This is a genomic window from Marinomonas piezotolerans (genome assembly GCF_003362755.1).
GTDB lineage: Bacteria > Pseudomonadota > Gammaproteobacteria > Pseudomonadales > Marinomonadaceae > Marinomonas > Marinomonas piezotolerans.
In genome coordinates this window covers 1-19,303 of the sequence record NZ_QKRA01000017.1, presented here as the reverse complement: position 1 = coordinate 19,303, position 19,303 = coordinate 1, and the positions used below count along the sequence as shown (strand labels likewise).

Annotated in this window: 16 protein-coding genes and 4 tRNA genes; 4 read left to right on the top strand and 16 right to left on the bottom strand. The window is 44.9% G+C overall.

Annotated elements, in window-relative coordinates; genetic code table 11:
• Positions 1 to 279 precede the first annotated feature (279 nt).
• Genes DN730_RS18605 through DN730_RS18595 form a run of 3 tightly spaced genes read right to left on the bottom strand, consistent with a single transcriptional unit; the run spans position 280 to position 3,521 of the window.
• Positions 280 to 1,452 carry a sodium ion-translocating decarboxylase subunit beta gene (locus DN730_RS18605; RefSeq protein ID WP_115469631.1) on the bottom strand — a complete coding sequence of 391 codons (1,173 nt, stop codon included), beginning with the start codon at positions 1,450 to 1,452 and terminating at the stop codon, positions 280 to 282.
• Between the two features lie 20 nt (positions 1,453 to 1,472).
• A complete protein-coding gene (gene oadA / locus DN730_RS18600) occupies positions 1,473 to 3,251 on the bottom strand; it encodes a sodium-extruding oxaloacetate decarboxylase subunit alpha (protein ID WP_115469630.1) in 1,779 nt (592 codons plus the stop codon).
• Between the two features lie 27 nt (positions 3,252 to 3,278).
• Complete coding sequence (locus tag DN730_RS18595) at positions 3,279 to 3,521, bottom strand: OadG family protein (protein WP_115469629.1); 243 nt, start codon at positions 3,519 to 3,521, stop codon at positions 3,279 to 3,281.
• A 149-nt stretch (positions 3,522 to 3,670) separates the two neighbouring features.
• Here DN730_RS18595 and DN730_RS18590 point away from each other — a divergent pair, with 149 nt between their 5' ends.
• Positions 3,671 to 4,657 carry a tRNA dihydrouridine synthase gene (locus tag DN730_RS18590; RefSeq protein ID WP_245958018.1) on the top strand — a complete coding sequence of 329 codons (987 nt, stop codon included), beginning with the start codon at positions 3,671 to 3,673 and terminating at the stop codon, positions 4,655 to 4,657.
• A 66-nt stretch (positions 4,658 to 4,723) separates the two neighbouring features.
• Here the strand turns inward: DN730_RS18590 and DN730_RS18585 are convergent.
• The 9 genes from DN730_RS18585 to DN730_RS18545 form a co-directional block, all read right to left on the bottom strand.
• A tRNA-Arg gene (locus DN730_RS18585) sits at positions 4,724 to 4,800 on the bottom strand.
• 33 nt (positions 4,801 to 4,833) lie between these two features.
• Positions 4,834 to 4,910, bottom strand: a tRNA-Arg gene (locus tag DN730_RS18580).
• A gap of 70 nt (positions 4,911 to 4,980) precedes the next feature.
• Positions 4,981 to 5,057, bottom strand: a tRNA-Arg gene (locus DN730_RS18575).
• A gap of 6 nt (positions 5,058 to 5,063) precedes the next feature.
• Positions 5,064 to 5,153, bottom strand: a tRNA-Ser gene (locus DN730_RS18570).
• Between the two features lie 63 nt (positions 5,154 to 5,216).
• Positions 5,217 to 5,402: a carbon storage regulator CsrA gene (gene csrA, locus DN730_RS18565; RefSeq protein WP_115469627.1), complete on the bottom strand. Its 186-nt coding sequence runs from the start codon at positions 5,400 to 5,402 to the stop codon at positions 5,217 to 5,219.
• Positions 5,403 to 5,535: 133 nt separating this feature from the next.
• On the bottom strand, positions 5,536 to 6,777 hold the full coding sequence (locus tag DN730_RS18560) for an aspartate kinase (RefSeq protein WP_115469626.1): 1,242 nt from the start codon (positions 6,775 to 6,777) through the stop codon (positions 5,536 to 5,538).
• A gap of 44 nt (positions 6,778 to 6,821) precedes the next feature.
• Positions 6,822 to 9,440 (bottom strand): alanine--tRNA ligase, encoded by a 2,619-nt coding sequence (alaS, locus tag DN730_RS18555; RefSeq protein WP_115469625.1) that lies wholly within the window; start codon positions 9,438 to 9,440, stop codon positions 6,822 to 6,824.
• A gap of 207 nt (positions 9,441 to 9,647) precedes the next feature.
• Positions 9,648 to 10,739: an alanine racemase gene (gene alr / locus DN730_RS18550; RefSeq protein WP_115469624.1), complete on the bottom strand. Its 1,092-nt coding sequence runs from the start codon at positions 10,737 to 10,739 to the stop codon at positions 9,648 to 9,650.
• Between the two features lie 8 nt (positions 10,740 to 10,747).
• Complete coding sequence (locus tag DN730_RS18545; protein ID WP_115469623.1) at positions 10,748 to 12,004, bottom strand: D-amino acid dehydrogenase; 1,257 nt, start codon at positions 12,002 to 12,004, stop codon at positions 10,748 to 10,750.
• A gap of 159 nt (positions 12,005 to 12,163) precedes the next feature.
• On the opposite strand from DN730_RS18545, the gene DN730_RS18540 reads away from it, so the two are divergent.
• Positions 12,164 to 12,634, top strand: a complete 471-nt coding sequence (locus DN730_RS18540; RefSeq protein ID WP_245958017.1) for a regulatory protein RecX — start codon at positions 12,164 to 12,166, stop codon at positions 12,632 to 12,634.
• On the opposite strand, the gene DN730_RS18535 is transcribed toward DN730_RS18540, so the two are convergent.
• The 3 genes from DN730_RS18535 to DN730_RS18525 all read right to left on the bottom strand — a co-directional run bounded on the left by DN730_RS18535 (position 12,631) and on the right by DN730_RS18525 (position 15,970).
• On the bottom strand, positions 12,631 to 14,172 hold the full coding sequence (locus DN730_RS18535) for a coiled-coil domain-containing protein (protein ID WP_115469621.1): 1,542 nt from the start codon (positions 14,170 to 14,172) through the stop codon (positions 12,631 to 12,633). The two genes, DN730_RS18540 and DN730_RS18535, sit on opposite strands and share 4 nt — an antisense overlap.
• A gap of 153 nt (positions 14,173 to 14,325) precedes the next feature.
• Positions 14,326 to 15,384, bottom strand: a complete 1,059-nt coding sequence (recA, locus tag DN730_RS18530; protein WP_115469620.1) for a recombinase RecA — start codon at positions 15,382 to 15,384, stop codon at positions 14,326 to 14,328.
• Positions 15,385 to 15,493: 109 nt separating this feature from the next.
• Positions 15,494 to 15,970 (bottom strand): CinA family protein, encoded by a 477-nt coding sequence (locus DN730_RS18525; protein ID WP_115469619.1) that lies wholly within the window; start codon positions 15,968 to 15,970, stop codon positions 15,494 to 15,496.
• Positions 15,971 to 16,047: 77 nt separating this feature from the next.
• On the opposite strand from DN730_RS18525, the gene mutS reads away from it, so the two are divergent.
• Both mutS and fdxA read left to right on the top strand, forming a co-directional pair.
• Positions 16,048 to 18,672: a DNA mismatch repair protein MutS gene (gene mutS, locus DN730_RS18520; RefSeq protein ID WP_115469618.1), complete on the top strand. Its 2,625-nt coding sequence runs from the start codon at positions 16,048 to 16,050 to the stop codon at positions 18,670 to 18,672.
• A gap of 115 nt (positions 18,673 to 18,787) precedes the next feature.
• Entirely contained in the window at positions 18,788 to 19,111 is a 324-nt protein-coding gene (fdxA, locus tag DN730_RS18515; RefSeq protein WP_115469617.1) for a ferredoxin FdxA, read from the top strand.
• A gap of 102 nt (positions 19,112 to 19,213) precedes the next feature.
• Here fdxA and DN730_RS18510 read toward each other — a convergent pair.
• Positions 19,214 to 19,303 (bottom strand): integrase core domain-containing protein (locus DN730_RS18510; protein ID WP_147290586.1); only part of this gene is annotated, 90 nt, incomplete at its 5' end.

Genomic DNA, 19,303 nt, shown 5'->3' with positions numbered 1-19,303 from the left:
CGCAGAATTGATCATTTACTAATCACAAACAAGCACTCATTAATCACTTAATAGCCAACCATTGGCAAAACAAACCGCTATCAAGGTTGCCAGACCTCTAACCCCCTCCCAACCTCCCCCTTGCTAAAGGGGAGGGGCCTAGTTTTGTAGATCTGAGATATCTCAGACCCCCTCCTCTTATTTAAGGGGGGGGGTTAGGGGGGGGCTTTACGCTCTAAAAACAAAAAGCCCGCTGCTTAGATAAGCAGCGGGCTTTTTGTTTTTAATCTCAATTAAGTATCAACCACCAACGTAACTTAGCATAACCCCAGCAGCTACAGCAGAACCAATTACGCCAGCAACGTTCGGCCCCATTGCATGCATGAGCAAAAAGTTTTGCTTATTAGCTTCAAGGCCTACTTTGTTCGCAACGCGAGCTGCCATGGGGACAGCCGACACACCTGCTGCACCAATCAAAGGGTTAATCTGGGACGATGACATTCGGTTCATGAGTTTCGCCATCAGTACTCCCGTAGCAGTACCAATAGAGAACGCTATCAAACCAAGAGACAAGATGCCGAGCGTTTCTATATTTAAAAACGCTTCTGCACTCAACTTTGAACCAACCCCTAAACCAAGGAAAATAGTCACTATATTGATTAATGCATTTTGTGCTGTATCACTCAAACGATCAACTACACCACATTCACGCATTAAGTTACCAAAACAGAACATTCCCAACAGAGGGGCTGCTGACGGCAAGAACATTGCCACCAATAAAGTCACAACTATCGGAAAAACAATCTTTTCGGTTTTCGATACGGGGCGCAGCTGCTCCATTTTTATAGAGCGCTCTTCGACAGAAGTAAGAGCTCGCATAATAGGTGGCTGAATGAGTGGCACCAATGCCATATATGAATACGCCGCTACAGCGATGGCCCCCAACAACTCCGGAGCCAATCGACTAGCAACAAATATCGCTGTTGGACCATCAGCTCCACCAATGATCCCGATGGCTGCCGCATCCGCTAAGGTGAAGTCCATTATCCCGCTTGCCCCAAGCAGTACTGCACCGATTACAGTTGCAAAAATACCAAACTGAGCCGCTGCACCTAACAGCAACGTTTTCGGATTCGCAAGCATCGGGCCAAAATCAGTCATTGCCCCCACACCCATGAATATCAACAACGGAAACAACCCTGTCTCAATACCACCATGATATATGTAGTACTGAAGTCCGCCCGGAGACACCATATGCCCCGTCGCGTCGTAAACAGGGGCAGCCATAAATCCCGCACCTGGAATATTGACCAAAATTGCACCTACACCGATAGGTAAAAGTAGCAATGGTTCAAACCCTTTTTTAATTGCTAAAAATATCAGCAACAACCCCACAATAATCATAACAGCCTGACCCAACTCCAGCTGATAGATACCTGTATCGTGGTATAGGTTTAATAATTTATGTTCCATTTTCTAAGTCACCTATTCGCTTATAGCTCTAGCAATGCTTGGCCAACTTGAACCGCATCACCTTCTTTGACATGAATAGCACCAACGGTACCCGCTTTTGGCGCAGAGATTTCAGTCTCCATTTTCATCGCCTCCATAATCATGACCGTTTCACCCTCGTCTACCTGCTGGCCAGGAGAAACCAAAACCTTGAAAATATTTCCAGCCAATGGCGCCGGAACATTTTCTCCTGAACTTGCCTTAGTGGGCGCAGGGGCTGGGGCAGCAGAACCACTTGATGGCTGAATTGCTTCCACATCACCACCTTCACTAACCTGAACCACATAGTTCTGACCAGAGACCGTTACTGTATATACAGCTGGACCCTCTGGCGTATTACTAGATTCAGGTTTATTGGCGTCTTCCAAAGTCGGAGCTGGCTCAAAGGCAGAAGCGTCACCGCGATTTTGTAGAAATTTCAAACCAATTTGTGGAAACAAGGCATAAGTAAGCACATCATCAATCTCATCAGACGACAACGTGATCCCCTTCTCTTGCGCCAGCTCTTTCAGCTCTCCCGCTAATTTGTCCATTTCGGGCTCAAGTAGGTCAGCAGGACGGCAAGTAATGGGATCAGCACCATTAAGGACTCGGGTCTGAAGATCTTTATCAAATTCTGCTGGAGCCGCACCGTATTCACCTTTTAGAACACCTGCAGTTTCTTTCGAAATAGACTTGTATCGCTCACCAGTCAGCACATTCAGAACAGCCTGTGTGCCGACAATTTGTGACGTAGGAGTGACCAGCGGAATCATGCCCAAATCTTTGCGGACACGTGGAATTTCTTCAAGCACTGCATCAAACTTGTCTGCCGCCCCCTGCTCACGTAATTGATTCTCCATATTGGTCAACATACCACCAGGCACCTGAGCAATCAGGATACGGGAGTCTGTACCGCGAAGAGAGCCTTCAAACTTACTGTATTTTTTACGGACCGTTCTAAAGTAAGAAGCAATCTCTTCGAGCTTTTCTAGATCAAGCCCAGTATCACGATCCGTACCTTGCAACGCCGCAACCACGGATTCTGTCGCTGAGTGTCCATATGTCATGGACATAGAGGAGATCGCTGTATCAACACGGTCGATACCAGCCTCAACCGCTTTTAGTATTGTCATGTCAGATAAGCCAGAGGTTGCGTGCGCATGCAGCTGAACCTCTAAGTCTGTTTGCTCTTTTAGCTTACCCACAAGCTCAAACGCATCATAAGGAGTCAGAATGCCAGACATATCTTTGATGGCGATAGAGTCCGCCCCCATATCCTCCAATGTCTTAGCGTAATCCACCCAATTTTTTAACGTATGCACGTGACTCTTTGTGTAAGAAATGGTCCCCTGAGCATGTTTACCTTCCGCTTTAACTACCTTAATTGCAGTCTCTAAGTTACGGGGGTCATTCATTGCATCAAAAATCCGGAATACATCGACACCATTCTTTGCAGCGCGCTCAACAAACTTTGTCACCACGTCGTCTGCATAATGACGATATCCCAAAAGGTTCTGGCCACGCAGCAGCATTTGCTGTGGCGTATTTGGCATCGCTTTCTTCAGCTCTCGGATACGATCCCAAGGATCCTCTCCAATAAAACGAATACATGAATCAAACGTCGCTCCACCCCAAGACTCCAAAGACCAAAAACCAATTTGATCTAGCTTTTCAGCAATAGGGAGCATATCGTCTATACGCATACGCGTTGCAAAAAGTGATTGATGAGCATCTCTTAAAACGACATCCGTGATGCCTAGAGGTTGTTTGTTTGACATGTTATGGCCTCAAGTCGTTAGCTAAAATTAGCGGTTGCGGTGTTGGTGGATAGCGGCTGTTATCGCTGCAGCAATATTAGGATCAACGGCTGCCGGCCCGTTTGCAGGTGCACGCTGGGGCTTTTTCGTGGCAGGCATGACTTCTGGAAAATAGTGTGTCAGGAGCTTCGACATATATGTCGTAGCAAAGATCAAGATGCCTAGGAACAGAAATACGAATCCCATTCCCAACATCATTAAACCTAAACCATCATTAATTAAGTTATTCATAGCACTTTCCATTAAAATCTGAGTAAATCAGAACGTGTCCACATCAGACCGTTGATAACAACTATATGCACAATCGGTCCGTAAAGTGTGACTATTTGTACCACAATACCATAACAGTTTCATATTTTTTTTGCAGAACAGTTAACGACGTGAATTTAGATCAAACATCAGTAAACACCTTTTCCGACATTGTACTCGCCGTTGCACCGATGGAAGGAGTCATGGATCACACTATGAGATCTTTGTTATCTCAAATTGGGGGCATGAACTACCTTGTATCCGAATTTGTTAGAGTTAGCCAACAGGCCGTTTCTAGTGCTGCACTTAAGAAGCTCGTTCCCGAGCTAAACCATAACGCTAAAACAACCGAGGGATGTCCAGTTCATATTCAGCTTTTAGGCTCTAACCCAGAGATAATGGGAGAAACGGCATACAATGCTGTCTGTGCGGGCGCATCCCATATAGATATTAACTTCGGATGCCCAGCAAAACGTGTTAATGGTCATGGTGGAGGCTCATTTTTACTACAGAGCCCTAACACACTCTTTGAAATCGTCGATAACATTCGTACCGCCATCCCCTCTAACATTCCACTGTCAGCAAAGATACGCTTAGGGTTTATGGATGAGTCTCTGTTTTTTCAAAACTTAGAGGCCATAGAAAAAGGAGGGGCCAATGCGCTCACCATACATGGCAGAACCAAAAAAGACGGCTATGGCCCACCTGCAAGATGGGAAAAGATAAAGCAAGCGAAGTCGAACTCTAACATGACAATCATTGCCAACGGCGACATTAGGAGCCAAGAGTCACTAACGGCATGCGTGGCAGCAACCCATTGCAAAGACTTTATGATTGGACGTGGGAGCCTGAGCAACCCATTTATTTTTCGTGAATTAAAGGAAGGCAACGCTGGTAGTGAAACCGAACTGCTGGATCTGATTGAGAACTATATCGACACGCTACTACTTAATTACGATGAATTTGCGACGCTAGGAAGAATTAAGCAATGGTGTGCCCATCTGCGCCAAAGCTGGCCCTGCATCGCAAATCAGCTAAAAACGATCAGACAAACCCAATCAACATCAGAGCTTAAGACACTATTCGCTGAGATGAAAATATACAATGAAGCACACTAGAGGAGCTCTCTAATAACACTGAGCAGAGAAAGAAATAGATATGAGAAACTACAGGAAGTGAAGTAATGGTGCATCCGGGAGGATTCGAACCTCCGACCGCTCGGTTCGTAGCCGAGTACTCTATCCAGCTGAGCTACGGATGCGCAACTACTTGTAAAACATGACTACTATCTAGATGGTGCATCCGGGAGGATTCGAACCTCCGACCGCTCGGTTCGTAGCCGAGTACTCTATCCAGCTGAGCTACGGATGCAAAAATCTAAATATTACGACAGAAGAAGGATAGTTCTAAACATCGTCACGCTTGTTACCATTCAACAAGATGGTGCATCCGGGAGGATTCGAACCTCCGACCGCTCGGTTCGTAGCCGAGTACTCTATCCAGCTGAGCTACGGATGCATAAAATGGCGGAGAGTGAGGGATTCGAACCCTCGATGAGTTTCACCCCATACTCCCTTAGCAGGGGAGCGCCTTCGGCCACTCGGCCAACTCTCCGTAACAAGTGCGGCGTATTATAGAGACACCAACTGGTTTGTAAACCCCTTTTTTTAAAAAAAGTTAATCTTCTGTTTGATCATCTTGTTCTTTTTGAATACGAAGGTAAATTTCTTCACGATGAACAGATACATCTTTAGGTGCATTGATACCAATACGAACCTGATTTCCTTTAACACCTAATACTGTGACAGACACTTCATCACCAACCATTAAGGTTTCACCAACACGACGAGTTAAAATTAGCATAGCACTTCTCCATAATATCCTTGTAAGACACAGGAAATCCCTTACACGTTTGTAGGGATTTCCTTACAAGTGAATTGTAGCTCCTCTCAAACTCTGAATCCAGCGAACCAAGGATGTAACTTGTATCAAAGTGTTAAACTTCGCTAATCCCTGCATCTGGATCGTTAAGTTTGAATGCTGAATGTAGAGCTCTTACCGCAAGCTCCATATACTTCTCATCAATTATTACAGAGACTTTGATCTCAGATGTGGAGATAAGTTGAATATTTATAGATTCATTTGCCAAAGCCGTAAACATCGAACTTGCGACTCCTGCATGTGAACGCATCCCTACACCAACAATCGACACCTTCGCAATTTTGTCATCTGTAATGACTTCTTTTGCACTCAGGTCATCCGCTACCTGCTTCAGAACAGCGGTTGCCTTATCGTAGTCATTTCGATGCACCGTAAACGTAAAATCCGTTGTGCCATCCACAGAGACGTTCTGGACAATCATATCCACTTCGATGTTCGCATCACTGACTGGGGCTAAAATTTTAGATGCCACACCTGGTATATCAGGTACGCCTTTCAACGTTAGTTTGGCCTCATCGCGATTAAAGGCAATTCCAGAAACAGCTGGCTGCTCCATATTTTGATCTCCATCAGTAGTAATAAGGGTACCTTCACCTTCAACGAAGCTAGAAAGAACACGCAGGGGAACTTGATATTTACCAGCAAACTCAACCGAACGTATTTGCAAAACTTTCGAACCGAGACTTGCCATCTCCAGCATTTCTTCAAAAGTGATTTTTTCTAGACGGCGAGCACTATCGACCACTCTAGGGTCTGTCGTATACACACCATCAACATCAGTGTAAATTTGACATTCATCCGCTTTTAATGCGGCAGCAAGTGCCACGCCAGTCGTATCTGATCCTCCACGTCCTAGAGTCGTAATGTTCCCTAATTCGTCTGCGCCTTGAAACCCAGCCACAACAAGAACTTTACCGGAGGCCAGATCTGATTCCATTGCATCGGTGTCAATCTTCTCTATTCTCGCTTTCCCATGAGCATCATCTGTTGTAATTCGCACTTGGCTGCCAGTATACGATTTAGCAGATAAGCCACGCTTCATAAGCGCCATACTCAGCAAGGCGATCGTTACTTGCTCACCTGTAGAAAGCAGCACATCCATCTCTCGAGCATCAGGAGTAGCTTGTATACTTTTAGCCAACTCAATCAAGCGATTGGTCTCACCGCTCATTGCTGATACAACGACAACAATGTCGTCACCTTGCTGTTTGTGCTTTAGCACTCTATCCGCTACCGCTTCAATACGCTCCACTGAGCCTACTGAAGTGCCGCCATATTTTTGAACTAACAATGCCATTTTCTATGCTTCCACTAAAAAGCGCCCCGGAGGGCGCACAATTACTATACTCTCTCGTTCACCCAATCTGGGACGATAGCCAGCACTTCTGCGACCCCTTCAGGTTTGCTGCCACCCGCTTGCGCCATATCTGGACGCCCACCTCCACGACCGTCGACATACGGAGCGGCCATTTTGATTAGATCCCCAGCTTTTACTTTAGAGGTGAGCTCTTTGGTCACCCCTGCAATCAAGCTAACTTTACCGTCATTGACGGCTGCCAATAGAATGACAGCAGACTCAAGCTTACTTTTAAGCCGATCCAACAAATCTCTCAAGCCTTTTGGATCTTCGATCTCCACTTGAGCCACCAATAGTTTACCGCCATTGATGTCAGTTGCTTGAGACGACAGATCGGCACCCGCTTGAGCAGCTAGCTTAGCTTTCAGCACATCAATTTCTTTCTGCATTGAGCGTGCCTGATCATTCAAGCCCGCCACTTTATCAAACGCGGCTTCTTTACTGGATTTAAAAAGACTAGCTATCTTCGAAAGCGAAACTTCTGTTTGACGCGTAGCATCAATTGCAGCCTTGCCTGTAAGCGCCTCAATACGACGGACCCCCGCAGCGATACCACTTTCTTGGACGATTTTAAACAAACCGATATCTCCAGTACGCTTAACATGGGTCCCCCCACACAACTCAATGGAATAGTCCGCTCCCATCGTCAAAACACGCACTTGGCTGTCATACTTTTCACCAAACAACGCATGTGCACCTTTAGCCTTGGCTGCCTCGATGTCCATCACTTCAGTAACAGTTTCGTGATTCAGGCGAACTTGCTCGTTGACCATATCTTCAACTTGTTCTAGCTCTGCTGCCGTTAAGCCTTCAAAGTGAGAAAAATCAAAACGTAGACGCTCCGAATTGACCAACGATCCCTTTTGCAAAACATGATCACCTAATACACGACGCAACGCTTCATGAAGCAAATGCGTTGCCGAATGGTTTAGCGCTGTAGCATTACGAAGCGAGCGGTCAACTTCAGTTGTCACAACATCACCGAGATTCAGCGTACCTTCGCGAACTTCTACATGATGTAAATGCACTTTGCCTTGTTTAGTGGTGTTAGTTACTTTTACAGCAGCAGGCCCACGAAGCCACCCTTGATCACCGACCTGACCGCCAGACTCGCCGTAAAACGGAGTTTCTGCCAACACAACTAACCCTTTTTGGCCTTGTGACAATGACGTCACGGTGTCTCCATCAACCAAAATTTGTTCGACTGGGCTTTGCCCTTCAAGGTAGGAATAACCTGTGAACTCTGTCTGACCATCAACACTAATTGAGTTTGACATATCCATACTGAAGTTACTGGCCGAACGCGCACGGGCTCTCTGCTCATTCATAGCCGCTTCAAAACCAGCTTCGTCAATATCAAGGCCAGCCTCGCGTGCAACATCATTCGTCAAATCCGCAGGGAAACCATAGGTATCGTAAAGCTTAAAGATTGTTTCACCTGGAATGACTTTACTGTCACCTAGGTCAGATATCGCCTCCTCAAGAATACGCATCCCTTGATCTAGAGTTTTAGCAAACTGCTCCTCTTCTTTTAGCAAAATAGAGGCAACACGGTCTTTCAACTTGCGTAGCTCAGGGTACGCATCGCCCATTTCGACATCCAGCGCTTCCACTAACTTGTGGAAGAATACTTGCTTTTGACCAAGCTTATTGCCATGACGAACTGCACGACGAATAATCCGACGCAAAACGTAGCCTCGACCTTCATTGGATGGCACTACACCATCGACGATCATAAATGAACAAGAACGTATATGATCAGCAATCACTCGCAGCGATTGAGAAGACAAATCATCTGTGCCGACTACTTGCGCGGTGGCCTTGATAAGGTTTTGAAAAAGGTCAATTTCATAGTTGCTATGAACACCTTGCAAGATTGCAGCGATGCGCTCTAACCCCATACCCGTGTCGACTGACGGTTTGGGTAAATTAGCCATATCACCATTTGCAGAGCGGTTGTACTGCATAAAGACCACGTTCCATATTTCTATGAAGCGATCACCATCTTCCTCGGGAGACCCTGGAGGCCCGCCCCATATATGCTCGCCATGATCATAAAAAACTTCAGTGCAAGGACCACAAGGCCCCGTATCACCCATTGCCCAAAAATTGTCTGACGCGTATCGAGACCCTTTGTTATCGCCAATACGAATAATTTTCTCCTCTGGAAGACCAATTTCATTCTTCCAGATCGCGTAAGCCTCATCATCTTCTGCGTAGACCGTGACAAGCAATTTGTCTTTTGGTAGGCCCAATACTTCCGTCAAGAACTCCCAAGCATAACCAATCGCTTCTTGTTTAAAGTAATCACCAAAACTGAAGTTACCCAACATCTCGAAAAAAGTGTGGTGGCGAGCCGTATATCCCACATTCTCTAGATCATTGTGCTTCCCACCTGCACGGACGCAACGTTGAGACGTGGTAGCACGGCTATATGGGCGCTGATCAGCCCCTAAAAATACGTCCTTAAATTGGACCATTCCGGCATTAGTAAACAATAATGTAGGATCATTACTCGGGATAAGCGAGCTAGATTCCACTACTTGGTGCTGCTTGCTTTCGAAGAAAGACAAAAATGACTGGCGTAACTCAGAACTCTTCATAATAGGATGAGACTCTATTTCTAAATATCAGGCGAATTAGGATTGCGATAAACCTCGCTCAACGAGGCTTACTATGGCAATTAAAAGATAGAAAATAGTACACGGAAAGGACAGGTAGGATCAAAACCTAAACAACAGATTTTAAGGATATTTTTTATCTGAGACTCGTTTAGTGAGCACCACCCGAGTCTCAGAAGTCAAAAGGCTTCAATTAGGCTCAGTAAAATAAACAAAGTTAGGCCGCGTTGTCATACGCGTCACCAGCTCATAACCTATGGTATTTGACCAGTGAGCAACCTCTTCAACGGGTAACCCCTCACCCCAAAGCACCACTTCATCCCCCATTTTTAACGAAGCACTATCTGAGGATAAGCGAGCCGTGATCATATCCATCGATACTCGACCTGCCAATTCCCCAGAACAACCAGCGATCAAAACAGGCGTCCCAGAAGCAGCATTTCGAGGGTAACCATCACCATAACCAGCAGCAATGGTAGCCAATCGATGGGCATGCTCAGCTTGATAATCAAACCCATACCCGACTCGATCACCAGCATTGAGCTCTCGCACTGAAATCACTTTCGAACGCAGTGTCATAGCTGGTGTGAGCCCCAATTCAGCGCCACTAATCTCAGCAAATGGCGAAATCCCATACATCATGATCCCAGGCCTGATCCAACCGCCCTCAGGAACACTCCATTTCATGATCGCAGCAGAATTCGCGACACTAGACTTGATATCCCCAATTTTTTGTCTCGTTTGTTCAAACAATGCCAACTGATTCAATGTCGCCAAATCAGATAAGTCATCAGCGCAAGCAAAATGCGTCATCAACAGCACTTCCTCGACTTTTCCTGACTCCCTAAGCGCTTCCACATATTCACTGGCAGTATCTTGATTCACGCCTAAGCGGTGCATCCCAGTATCCAGTTTTACGAATACTTTCTCTATTTCTAAATTGCTCTTTAGGAAACTATGAAGCTGTCGCTCATTTTCAATAGTCACCCAAAATCGATACTGCTCACACTGTGTCCACTCCGCGTCCTCAAACACGCCTTCGAGAAGCAAAATGGGCGACTCAATACCCTCTTCTCTCAGTGCGACAGCTTCCTCGATCGACGCAACCGCAAATGCGTCGACGTCTTTATCCATATGTTTGGCAACAGGTATTGCCCCGTGCCCGTAAGCATTACTCTTTACAACAGCAAACGCTTTACATGTTGGGTGTAGCTGCTTTGCATAATGATAATTGGATAGAATCGCGTCCAAATTGACGGTCGCAGTTAATGGCCTAGACATTTACACCCTCATTTTTGATAACGTTGAACAGCTAGATTGGTCGCATCAATCGCTGTCTGTTCACCTAACATGATATCAGTTATTAACGCCGCAGACCCGCAACTCATCGTCCAGCCAAGCGTTCCGTGCCCAGTATTGAGATATAACCCTTCAATACCTGTCGCACCAACTATGGGGGTTCCGTCTGGTGTCATAGGGCGCAATCCAGTCCAAAATTCTGCTTCTGACAAATCTCCTGCTTGAGGAAACACATCACCCACAACATACGAAATTGTATCTGTACGTGCTTTTGGCATACTAAGATTAAACCCTGAAAGCTCTGCCGTTCCTGCCGCCCGAACTCGATCACCCAATCGCGTAATGGCAACTTTATATGTTTCATCCATCACTGTAGATGTTGGTGCATAATCATTATTCGATATAGGAACGGTTAATGAATATCCTTTCACAGGATATATAGGCACACTTATTCCTGCCTCTTTGAGCATCTCCTTTGAGTAACTCCCTAAGCACATGAGTACCTGATCACATTCGATAATACTTTTATCTGTGCTGACACCTCGAACTTTCTTTTGATCAACCAACAGCTGCTGAATCGATGTACTAAACTGAAACTCTACATTGAGCTTATCGCACTCGCTCTTAAGCGCCTCACAAAATTTGTGGCAGTCACCCGTCTCATCTCCCGTTAAACGCAACGCACCTTTAAATTTATGAATAACAGGCGCCAAACCTGGCTCTACTTTTAAAATCGCCTCAGGTGTCAACACTTCGTGAGGCACTCCCAACGCTTTCAAAACAGAGATATCTTTGATCGCACCATCAACCTGCTCATTACTTCGAAATAATTGGGTGAGGCCTTTTTGATTGTCATCATATCGAATACCGATTTCGCTTCTTAGCTCTATAAAGCAATCTCTACTGTACTCTGCCAATGCCATCATTCGAGACTTGTTAACGCTGTACTTTTGGCTTGTACAGTTCCTCAACATCTGAGACATCCAAACCACTTTATTGAGCTCAGGTTCTGGGCTGATCTTAAGTGGTGCGCGCTTTTGAGTTAGCCATTTAAGCGCTTTCAGCGGTATTCCAGGTGCCGCCCAAGGCGCTGAATAGCCAGGAGAAATCTGCCCAGCATTTGCAAAACTAGCCTCCAGTGCGACTCCCGGCTGACGATCCACAACCGTTACCGCCATACCGCGCTTAGCCAAATAATATGCAGCGGTCAAACCAACGACGCCCGCACCTAACACGCACACTTTCATAACACCCCCTGAAATAGTTTTATTCACTATTATTTCAAAAGATATTAAGGATTTCCCACTATTTATATAAACCAATATAGTTTTTTATTTTTATAAAATGCACAAATAAAGAATTTATAACAACATGATCGCAGTAATACTTTCAGTTATAATTATTTTTTGACTTTATTAGAATTTAAGACAATGCAGGACTGCTATAACAGCGCACTTTGGATCTTAGGTGCACGCGAACACTCGGAAAAAGAACTCCGCGACAAGCTAGCTCGAAAAGGTTTTTCTGAAACTGAAATTCATGACGCCATCGTCCGACTATTAGAATACAACTACCTCAGTGATGAACGCTTTGCGTCTTCGTTTGCCCGCAGCCGCGCCTCCAAACCATTAGGTAAACAAAGAATTCTCAATGAATTACGTATGAAAGGGATTAATGATGATGCCGCTAAAAAGGCAGTTGACGAACTTGACGCTGATTGGTTTGAATTAGCATTGCAGCTTAAGCAGAAAAAATTTGGAATAGCGGTGACCAACGACTACAAAGAAAAATCTAAGCAGACTCGCTATCTGGTGTACAGAGGCTTTTCTTTCGATGAGGTAAAATACGCCATCGAACACACTGAACTGGGCAGTTAAGACATGAGTGAATTCAAGTAACGCTCTTCCATGTTTACGTAATTCGATTGAACAGTTTCAATCTTGGCATCTAAATCCTCGATTTTGCTCTGTAGTGCAGCGATATCTTGAAGGTCTCCTTCCCCTTGTTTCAGCTCTTCCATTAAACGAGCCTTTTCCTCAGTCAATTCATGGTTAATTTCTTTGAGATTTTCTATCTCCTCTAGTTCATTTGAAGACAATGACAACTCACCCCCTTCATCTCTTACCTGCTCTATTCGGGCCAGCAACTCGTCATGTTCATGCTTTGCTTTGTCCAAATCACGCTCAAGCACATTGACGTACAATTCAGATTCATCAACAAGAGCTTTAAGCGACATGAGTTTTTCTGACTGCTGCTCTTCAAATTCTGTGTATTCACCTGTTAAAGGCACTTTATCAATAAACTGAGCAATGACGTCCACAGAACTTTGCTCACGATTAATAGCCTCTTGAGCCGTTATCGTAACGGAGTTCTTACCCAACTTGAGCTGCTCATCTTTGAGGCGCAGCTCCTCATCACGTTTGCGCACATCGATGTTAAGGTTATATTTGATTGTCTGAAGACTGTCTAACTGGCTTTCTAACAACTTAATTACTTTATTACTTTCTAATAAACTCTTTTCATATCGTACAAAAGCGATGTCGTACTCTGTTAAGGTATTCTGATTCTTGCCCTTACCTGAACTACGCTTTTCTTTAATACGCGCTTTTAATTCTTTAATCGCTTCAGCTCTATAGTCTGCCAAATATTGCAGCTCAGCTACCTTATCGTCCAACTCAGTTCTCATTGGCGCTAAGAACGCATCTGAAGAAGCCTCACCCAAAAGGTCAGACAAAGCTTTCAAATAATTTTCATCAGACTGATCATCTGTATGACCTTTAGCGCGTTCGCCTAATTCGTACATCGCTGCAAGCTCTGCTCGAACTTCCGCCAACTCCTTGTCTACATTAGCTTCAGCGGCCAGTTTGACTTGTTGTTTATCCAATTTCAGGTTCAACTCTGCGGTTTTATTCATTTGCTCGAACGCTCTGTCGCCCGTCTTCTGAATAACCAAATTGATCTTTTTCAACAGATCATTACTCACTGACAACTGCTTTAACAATGCATCAATTTCTTGCGCATGACGCAAACGATTCAATACAAACTCAAATCGCTCCAGATAAGATGATGCTTCATATTCATTTTGTGCAATGAGCTCACGTTCAATGGTTAAAAATGTCTGCCAACACTGTAACGCCAAATCCTCTTCACCTAGTGATTCCCGATCATTAAGCAATCTCGTACATATGGCGATTTGATGATCGATCAATTCTACCCAAGCATTTTCTGATGTTTCAGATTGAACATCATCTTCGACACCAACGGCATCTTCATTTGCCAACTCTTCCTGCTCTTTCGAGTCACTCTCGGCCTCTGGAGTCATCCCTTTCCGTACTCGAAAATACCATCCTATTGTCACCACAAAAGCAACTACAGATAAGAGCAACAAAGCTATTAATCCCTGTAAAAACGTCATTGATCGATAGACACCTTTTGCAGTTTATCGTTAATTTAGTCTAAGAATAGTTGCTTAGATTTTTAGACTCCAGTACCCCTTACTCTTTTTAACATTGCCACAACGAAAAAAGGCAGCTTAAAAGCTGCCTTTCAACGTACATTTAAAACTCAACTACAGGTCAAGCTCTGCACTCTCTGCTTGAGCTGCCTCTTCAGTCTCTTCTTTAACTGCTTTCTTCACCAATAAGGTATCACGTATTTTCTGTTCTACTTCTCGGGCAATCTCAGGATTATCAGCTAAATACTGTGCTGCATTAGCTTTACCTTGACCTATTTTGCTACCGTTGTAGGCATACCAAGCTCCAGACTTATCCACAAACCCTTGTTTGACACCTAAGTCAATGATTTCACCCATACGATAAATACCCGCACCGTACATGATTTGGAACTCAGCTTGTTTAAATGGCGGCGCAATCTTGTTTTTAACAACCTTTACGCGCGTTTCATTACCAATTACTTCGTCTCCTTGCTTGACCGAGCCAATACGACGAATATCCAAACGCACAGAACTATAAAACTTAAGCGCATTACCCCCCGTCGTTGTTTCTGGAGATCCAAACATTACACCGATTTTCATACGAATTTGGTTAATGAATACCACGAGACAGTTAGCATGCTTAATAGAGCCCGTCAGTTTACGCATCGCTTGAGACAATAGTCGCGCCTGAACGCCAACGGAAGAATCTCCCATCTCACCTTCAATCTCAGACTTAGGCACCAATGCTGCAACCGAGTCAACAATGATGACATCAACGCTATTTGAGCGAACTAACATGTCACAGATTTCAAGTGCTTGCTCACCTGTATCAGGTTGAGAAACAAGTAGGTCTCCAATATTGACACCCAGCTTTTCTGCGTAGGCAGGATCCAGCGCGTGCTCAGCATCAATAAACGCACAGGTTTTACCTTGCTTTTGCGCTTCTGCAATAACGCTTAGCGTTAAGGTCGTTTTACCAGAAGACTCAGGCCCGTAAATTTCACAGATACGACCATATGGCAAACCACCTGCACCTAGGGCGATATCAAGCCCTAAGGATCCAGTTGAAACGGTGTCTATGTCGAGTTTTGCACCTTCACCCATCTTCATGATGGCGCCTTTGCCAAACTGACGCTCGATTTGAGAAAGCGCTGCGTCTAGCGCTTTTTTCTTGTTGTCTGCTGTAGATGCCATATCTAAACCTTAGTGAATCTGTCTGTTAAATTAAACTTAGGGTAATGTAACGCGTTTTAAAAACGCACTCAAGAAAATACTGTATAAAAACACATGCTTTTCAATAGATTTAAGACAATACACCTTCGAGCGCCCGTATCACGGTAGCTTGGCGAATGGCATGTCGATCTCCTGAGAATTGACAACGCTCTACGATAGGCTCCCTGCCGCGCCATTGCCAACCAATATAAACGCATCCGACTGGTTTCGCTTTTGACCCGCCACCAGGTCCAGCCACCCCACTCACCGCGACGGCTACGTCTCCCCCCAATCTAAGCGCCCCAGCACACATCTCTGCTATGGTTTCAGCACTGACTGCACCGTAAGTTGCTAACGTACTAGACGAAACCCCTAAACCTTTCTCTTTTGCAGAATTATCGTAGCTAATGACGCCTCCGAAGAACCAATTGGAGCTTCCCGCTCTCTCAGTGCAATACCCACCAATCAATCCGCCAGTACACGATTCAGCCGTGACAAGCATTTTGCCTTGAGATTCCAGAAAATCCGCCACCTCTGATACTAATTTTTCAATGATCGCTTCGCTCAAGCGTACCTCCCTTAAATATAAGCCGAATATGCCTTAGAATATCCGCCCTGATTCATCCACACAACGCGAGCTACTGCATGAGTTCACAAGATAAAGACAATCATACTCCAATGATGCGCCAATACTTTGGCCTCAAATCACAGCACCCTAATCAAATGCTGTTTTACCGTATGGGGGATTTCTATGAATTGTTTTACGATGACGCCAAGCGTGCAGCAGAACTGTTAGACATTACCCTGACTGCCCGCGGCCATTCTGGCGGCAAACCGATCCCTATGGCTGGTATCCCTTTTCATGCTGCGGAAAACTACATTGCTAGATTGGTTCGTATGGGCGAGTCTGTTGTCATAGCGGAACAAACTGGCGACCCGGCGACAAGCAAAGGCCCAGTTGAACGACAAGTCGCGCGTATTGTCACACCCGGTACAATCAGTGATGAAGCTTTTTTAGAAGAAAAACGAGAGAATCTATTACTTTCCATTGCCCATCTTCAACGTAAAGGTCTTGATATTTTTGGCTTTTCCTATTTGGACATGGCTAGCGGCCGATTTTGTGTATTTGAAGTTGACGGCTATGAAGCTCTTACCAGCGAATTACAGCGCTTGACTCCAAAAGAAGTGCTCATATCTGAGGATTTCCCAGCAAGAGATGCGATTACACTGGAACGTGGTGTGAGTGAGTTGGGCCCGTGGCATTTTGATTATGAGTCCAGCTACCGCCAGCTAATCCAACAGTTTAATACAAAAGATCTATCTGGTTTTGGCTGCGAAGCGATGAGTGCGGCGATTTCATCAGCCGGCGCATTGCTACAATATGCGAAAGACACACAGCGCTCAGCACTGCCCCATATACAATCCATCAGTGCAGAACAGAGAGATCACTCCGTCCTAATTGATGGCGCCACACGACGCAATCTAGAAATCGACCAAAACCTAAATGGTACGACGACAAACACATTGATGAGTGTCATGGACAGTTGCGCTACCCCCATGGGATCTCGTCTGTTAAAGCGTTGGCTGCACACTCCCATCAGAGATCTAGGTGAAATCAGCGCACGCCAATCAGCCGTTGCATCGCTAAAAGAGGATTTTCTTTTTGAAGCGCTTCATGACTCGATTAAGAAAATCGGCGACTTAGAGCGTATTTTGTCGCGCATAGCCCTTCGCTCCGCACGACCCCGTGATTTATTACGCTTAAGAATCGCACTGGAAGCAATGCCAACGATCCGGAAACAATTGGATGAGATTCAAAGCTGCGAGCGCTTAACTCAGCTAAAAGAGCGCCTTGTTGAGTTGCCAGACCTTACCGATGAATTAACACGTGCACTCGTTGAAAACCCACCAGCTGTTGTACGTGATGGTGGAGTTATTGCGCAAGGTTACGATAAGGAACTTGATGAACTCACATCACTCTCTACTAATGCCACCGATTACCTTGCAGAAATGGAGCGACGAGAGAAAGAGCGCACAGGCATATCTTCATTAAAAGTTGGTTATAATCGTGTGCACGGCTATTACATAGAAATTAGCCGCCTACACTCAGACCAAGCACCAGCGGAATACATTCGCAGACAAACACTAAAAAATGCAGAACGGTTTATCACACCTGAGCTCAAAGAGTTTGAAGACAAAGCTTTAAGCGCAAAATCAAAAGCGCTTGCGCGAGAAAAGCAACTCTATGAAGCATTATTGGATAAGTTGAACCTTGAACTGATTCCATTACAAACTGGCAGCCAATCGGTCGCTCAGTTGGATGTTTTACATTGTTTTGCGGAGCGTGCCAATCGATTGAGCTTTTGCCGTCCAGAGCTACACACACAAGGGGGCATTGAGATTCAAGCAGGGCGTCATCCTGTTGTCGAGTCAGTGATCACTGATCCTTTCATTCCAAATGACCTCTCATTAGGAGAAGATCGAAGCCTACTTATGATTACTGGCCCCAATATGGGGGGTAAATCGACCTATATGCGCCAAATCGCCATCATAACGCTATTGGCTCATACAGGAAGTTTTGTTCCTGCTGAATCTGCCTCGATTTCTGTGGTAGACCGCATATTCACTCGGATGGGATCATCAGATGACCTTGCTGGTGGTCGCTCTACCTTTATGGTGGAAATGACAGAAACCGCAAATATTCTCAATAACGCAACCCGTGATAGCTTAGTTCTGATGGATGAAGTCGGCCGAGGAACAAGTACATTCGATGGCCTATCTCTTGCGTGGTCCGCCGTCGAGTATTTGGCAAACCGACTTGGTAGCTATGTTCTATTCGCTACCCATTATTTTGAGTTAACAACCTTAGCTGACCAGCTCCCTAACGCTGCCAATGTCCACTTAACCGCCACAGAGTATGAAGACGAGATTGTTTTTATGCATCAAGTGCATGAAGGCCCTGCTAGCCAATCCTATGGATTACAAGTAGCACAATTAGCAGGTGTGCCCAAAAGTGTGATTATTGAAGCGAAACATAAATTAGCAGATCTCGAACAGAAAAGTGTACCTGGTACATCGATGTCTACAGCAACCACACAGATCAACGAACCAAAGCAAACACCTAAACACTCGGAAACACCATTGCAACCCGATATGTTTGCAATGGATGAGGCCAATGAGCTCAAGGAATCTATTGCCTCATTAGATTTAGACAACACGACACCGCTTGAGGCTCTAAAATTACTTTATAATCTAAAGCAAAACCTTTAGTTGCATAAGCTAATGACAGATAAATTTAGCATTGACGGTATTTGTCCCTTGCTGGCAAACAGCCTATCGCACTAAAATATCGGCAAAATTTTGAATCTATTCTAGGAGAAGTCGAATGGCTTTCATCGTCACTGATAATTGTATTCGTTGTAAGTACACGGACTGCGTAGAAGTCTGCCCTGTGGATTGCTTTTATGAAGGCCCTAACTTCCTAGCAATTAATCCAGATGAATGTATTGATTGCGCACTTTGTGAGCCTGAATGTCCTGCTGGTGCTATCTTCTCAGAAGACGAGCTACCAGAAGGTCAAGATGTATTTATCGAGCTTAATCAAGAGCTTTCTTTGATTTGGCCTAACATTGCTGAGAAGAAAGATGCACTGCCTGATGCGGCAGAATGGGACGGTGTAGAAGATAAACTTGAGCATCTTGAGCGATAGTCATTCTAATTGATTTAACAAAAAAGCGGCTTCGGCTGCTTTTTTTATATCATCAAATAATAAGCTGACTAGTCCTGATATAGGTTGACACTTATTCAGACATTAAAACGCTCGATGAACCTCATCGGGCGTTTTGTATTTTAGGGCCATATGCGGCCGACTCTTATTATAGCTTTCTACCGACTCCGATAT

What these genes read in the sequence shown, in the direction of transcription:
- DN730_RS18605 (WP_115469631.1), bottom strand. Translation starts at nt 1,452, where the DNA reads ATGGAACATAAATTATTAAACCTATACCACGATACAGGTATCTATCAG.
- oadA (WP_115469630.1), bottom strand. Translation starts at nt 3,251, where the DNA reads ATGTCAAACAAACAACCTCTAGGCATCACGGATGTCGTTTTAAGAGAT.
- DN730_RS18595 (WP_115469629.1), bottom strand. Translation starts at nt 3,521, where the DNA reads ATGAATAACTTAATTAATGATGGTTTAGGTTTAATGATGTTGGGAATG.
- csrA (WP_115469627.1), bottom strand. Translation starts at nt 5,402, where the DNA reads ATGCTAATTTTAACTCGTCGTGTTGGTGAAACCTTAATGGTTGGTGAT.
- DN730_RS18560 (WP_115469626.1), bottom strand. Translation starts at nt 6,777, where the DNA reads ATGGCATTGTTAGTTCAAAAATATGGCGGCACTTCAGTAGGCTCAGTG.
- alaS (WP_115469625.1), bottom strand. Translation starts at nt 9,440, where the DNA reads ATGAAGAGTTCTGAGTTACGCCAGTCATTTTTGTCTTTCTTCGAAAGC.
- alr (WP_115469624.1), bottom strand. Translation starts at nt 10,739, where the DNA reads ATGTCTAGGCCATTAACTGCGACCGTCAATTTGGACGCGATTCTATCC.
- DN730_RS18545 (WP_115469623.1), bottom strand. Translation starts at nt 12,004, where the DNA reads ATGAAAGTGTGCGTGTTAGGTGCGGGCGTCGTTGGTTTGACCGCTGCA.
- DN730_RS18535 (WP_115469621.1), bottom strand. Translation starts at nt 14,172, where the DNA reads ATGACGTTTTTACAGGGATTAATAGCTTTGTTGCTCTTATCTGTAGTT.
- recA (WP_115469620.1), bottom strand. Translation starts at nt 15,384, where the DNA reads ATGGCATCTACAGCAGACAACAAGAAAAAAGCGCTAGACGCAGCGCTT.
- mutS (WP_115469618.1), top strand. Translation starts at nt 16,048, where the DNA reads ATGAGTTCACAAGATAAAGACAATCATACTCCAATGATGCGCCAATAC.
- fdxA (WP_115469617.1), top strand. Translation starts at nt 18,788, where the DNA reads ATGGCTTTCATCGTCACTGATAATTGTATTCGTTGTAAGTACACGGAC.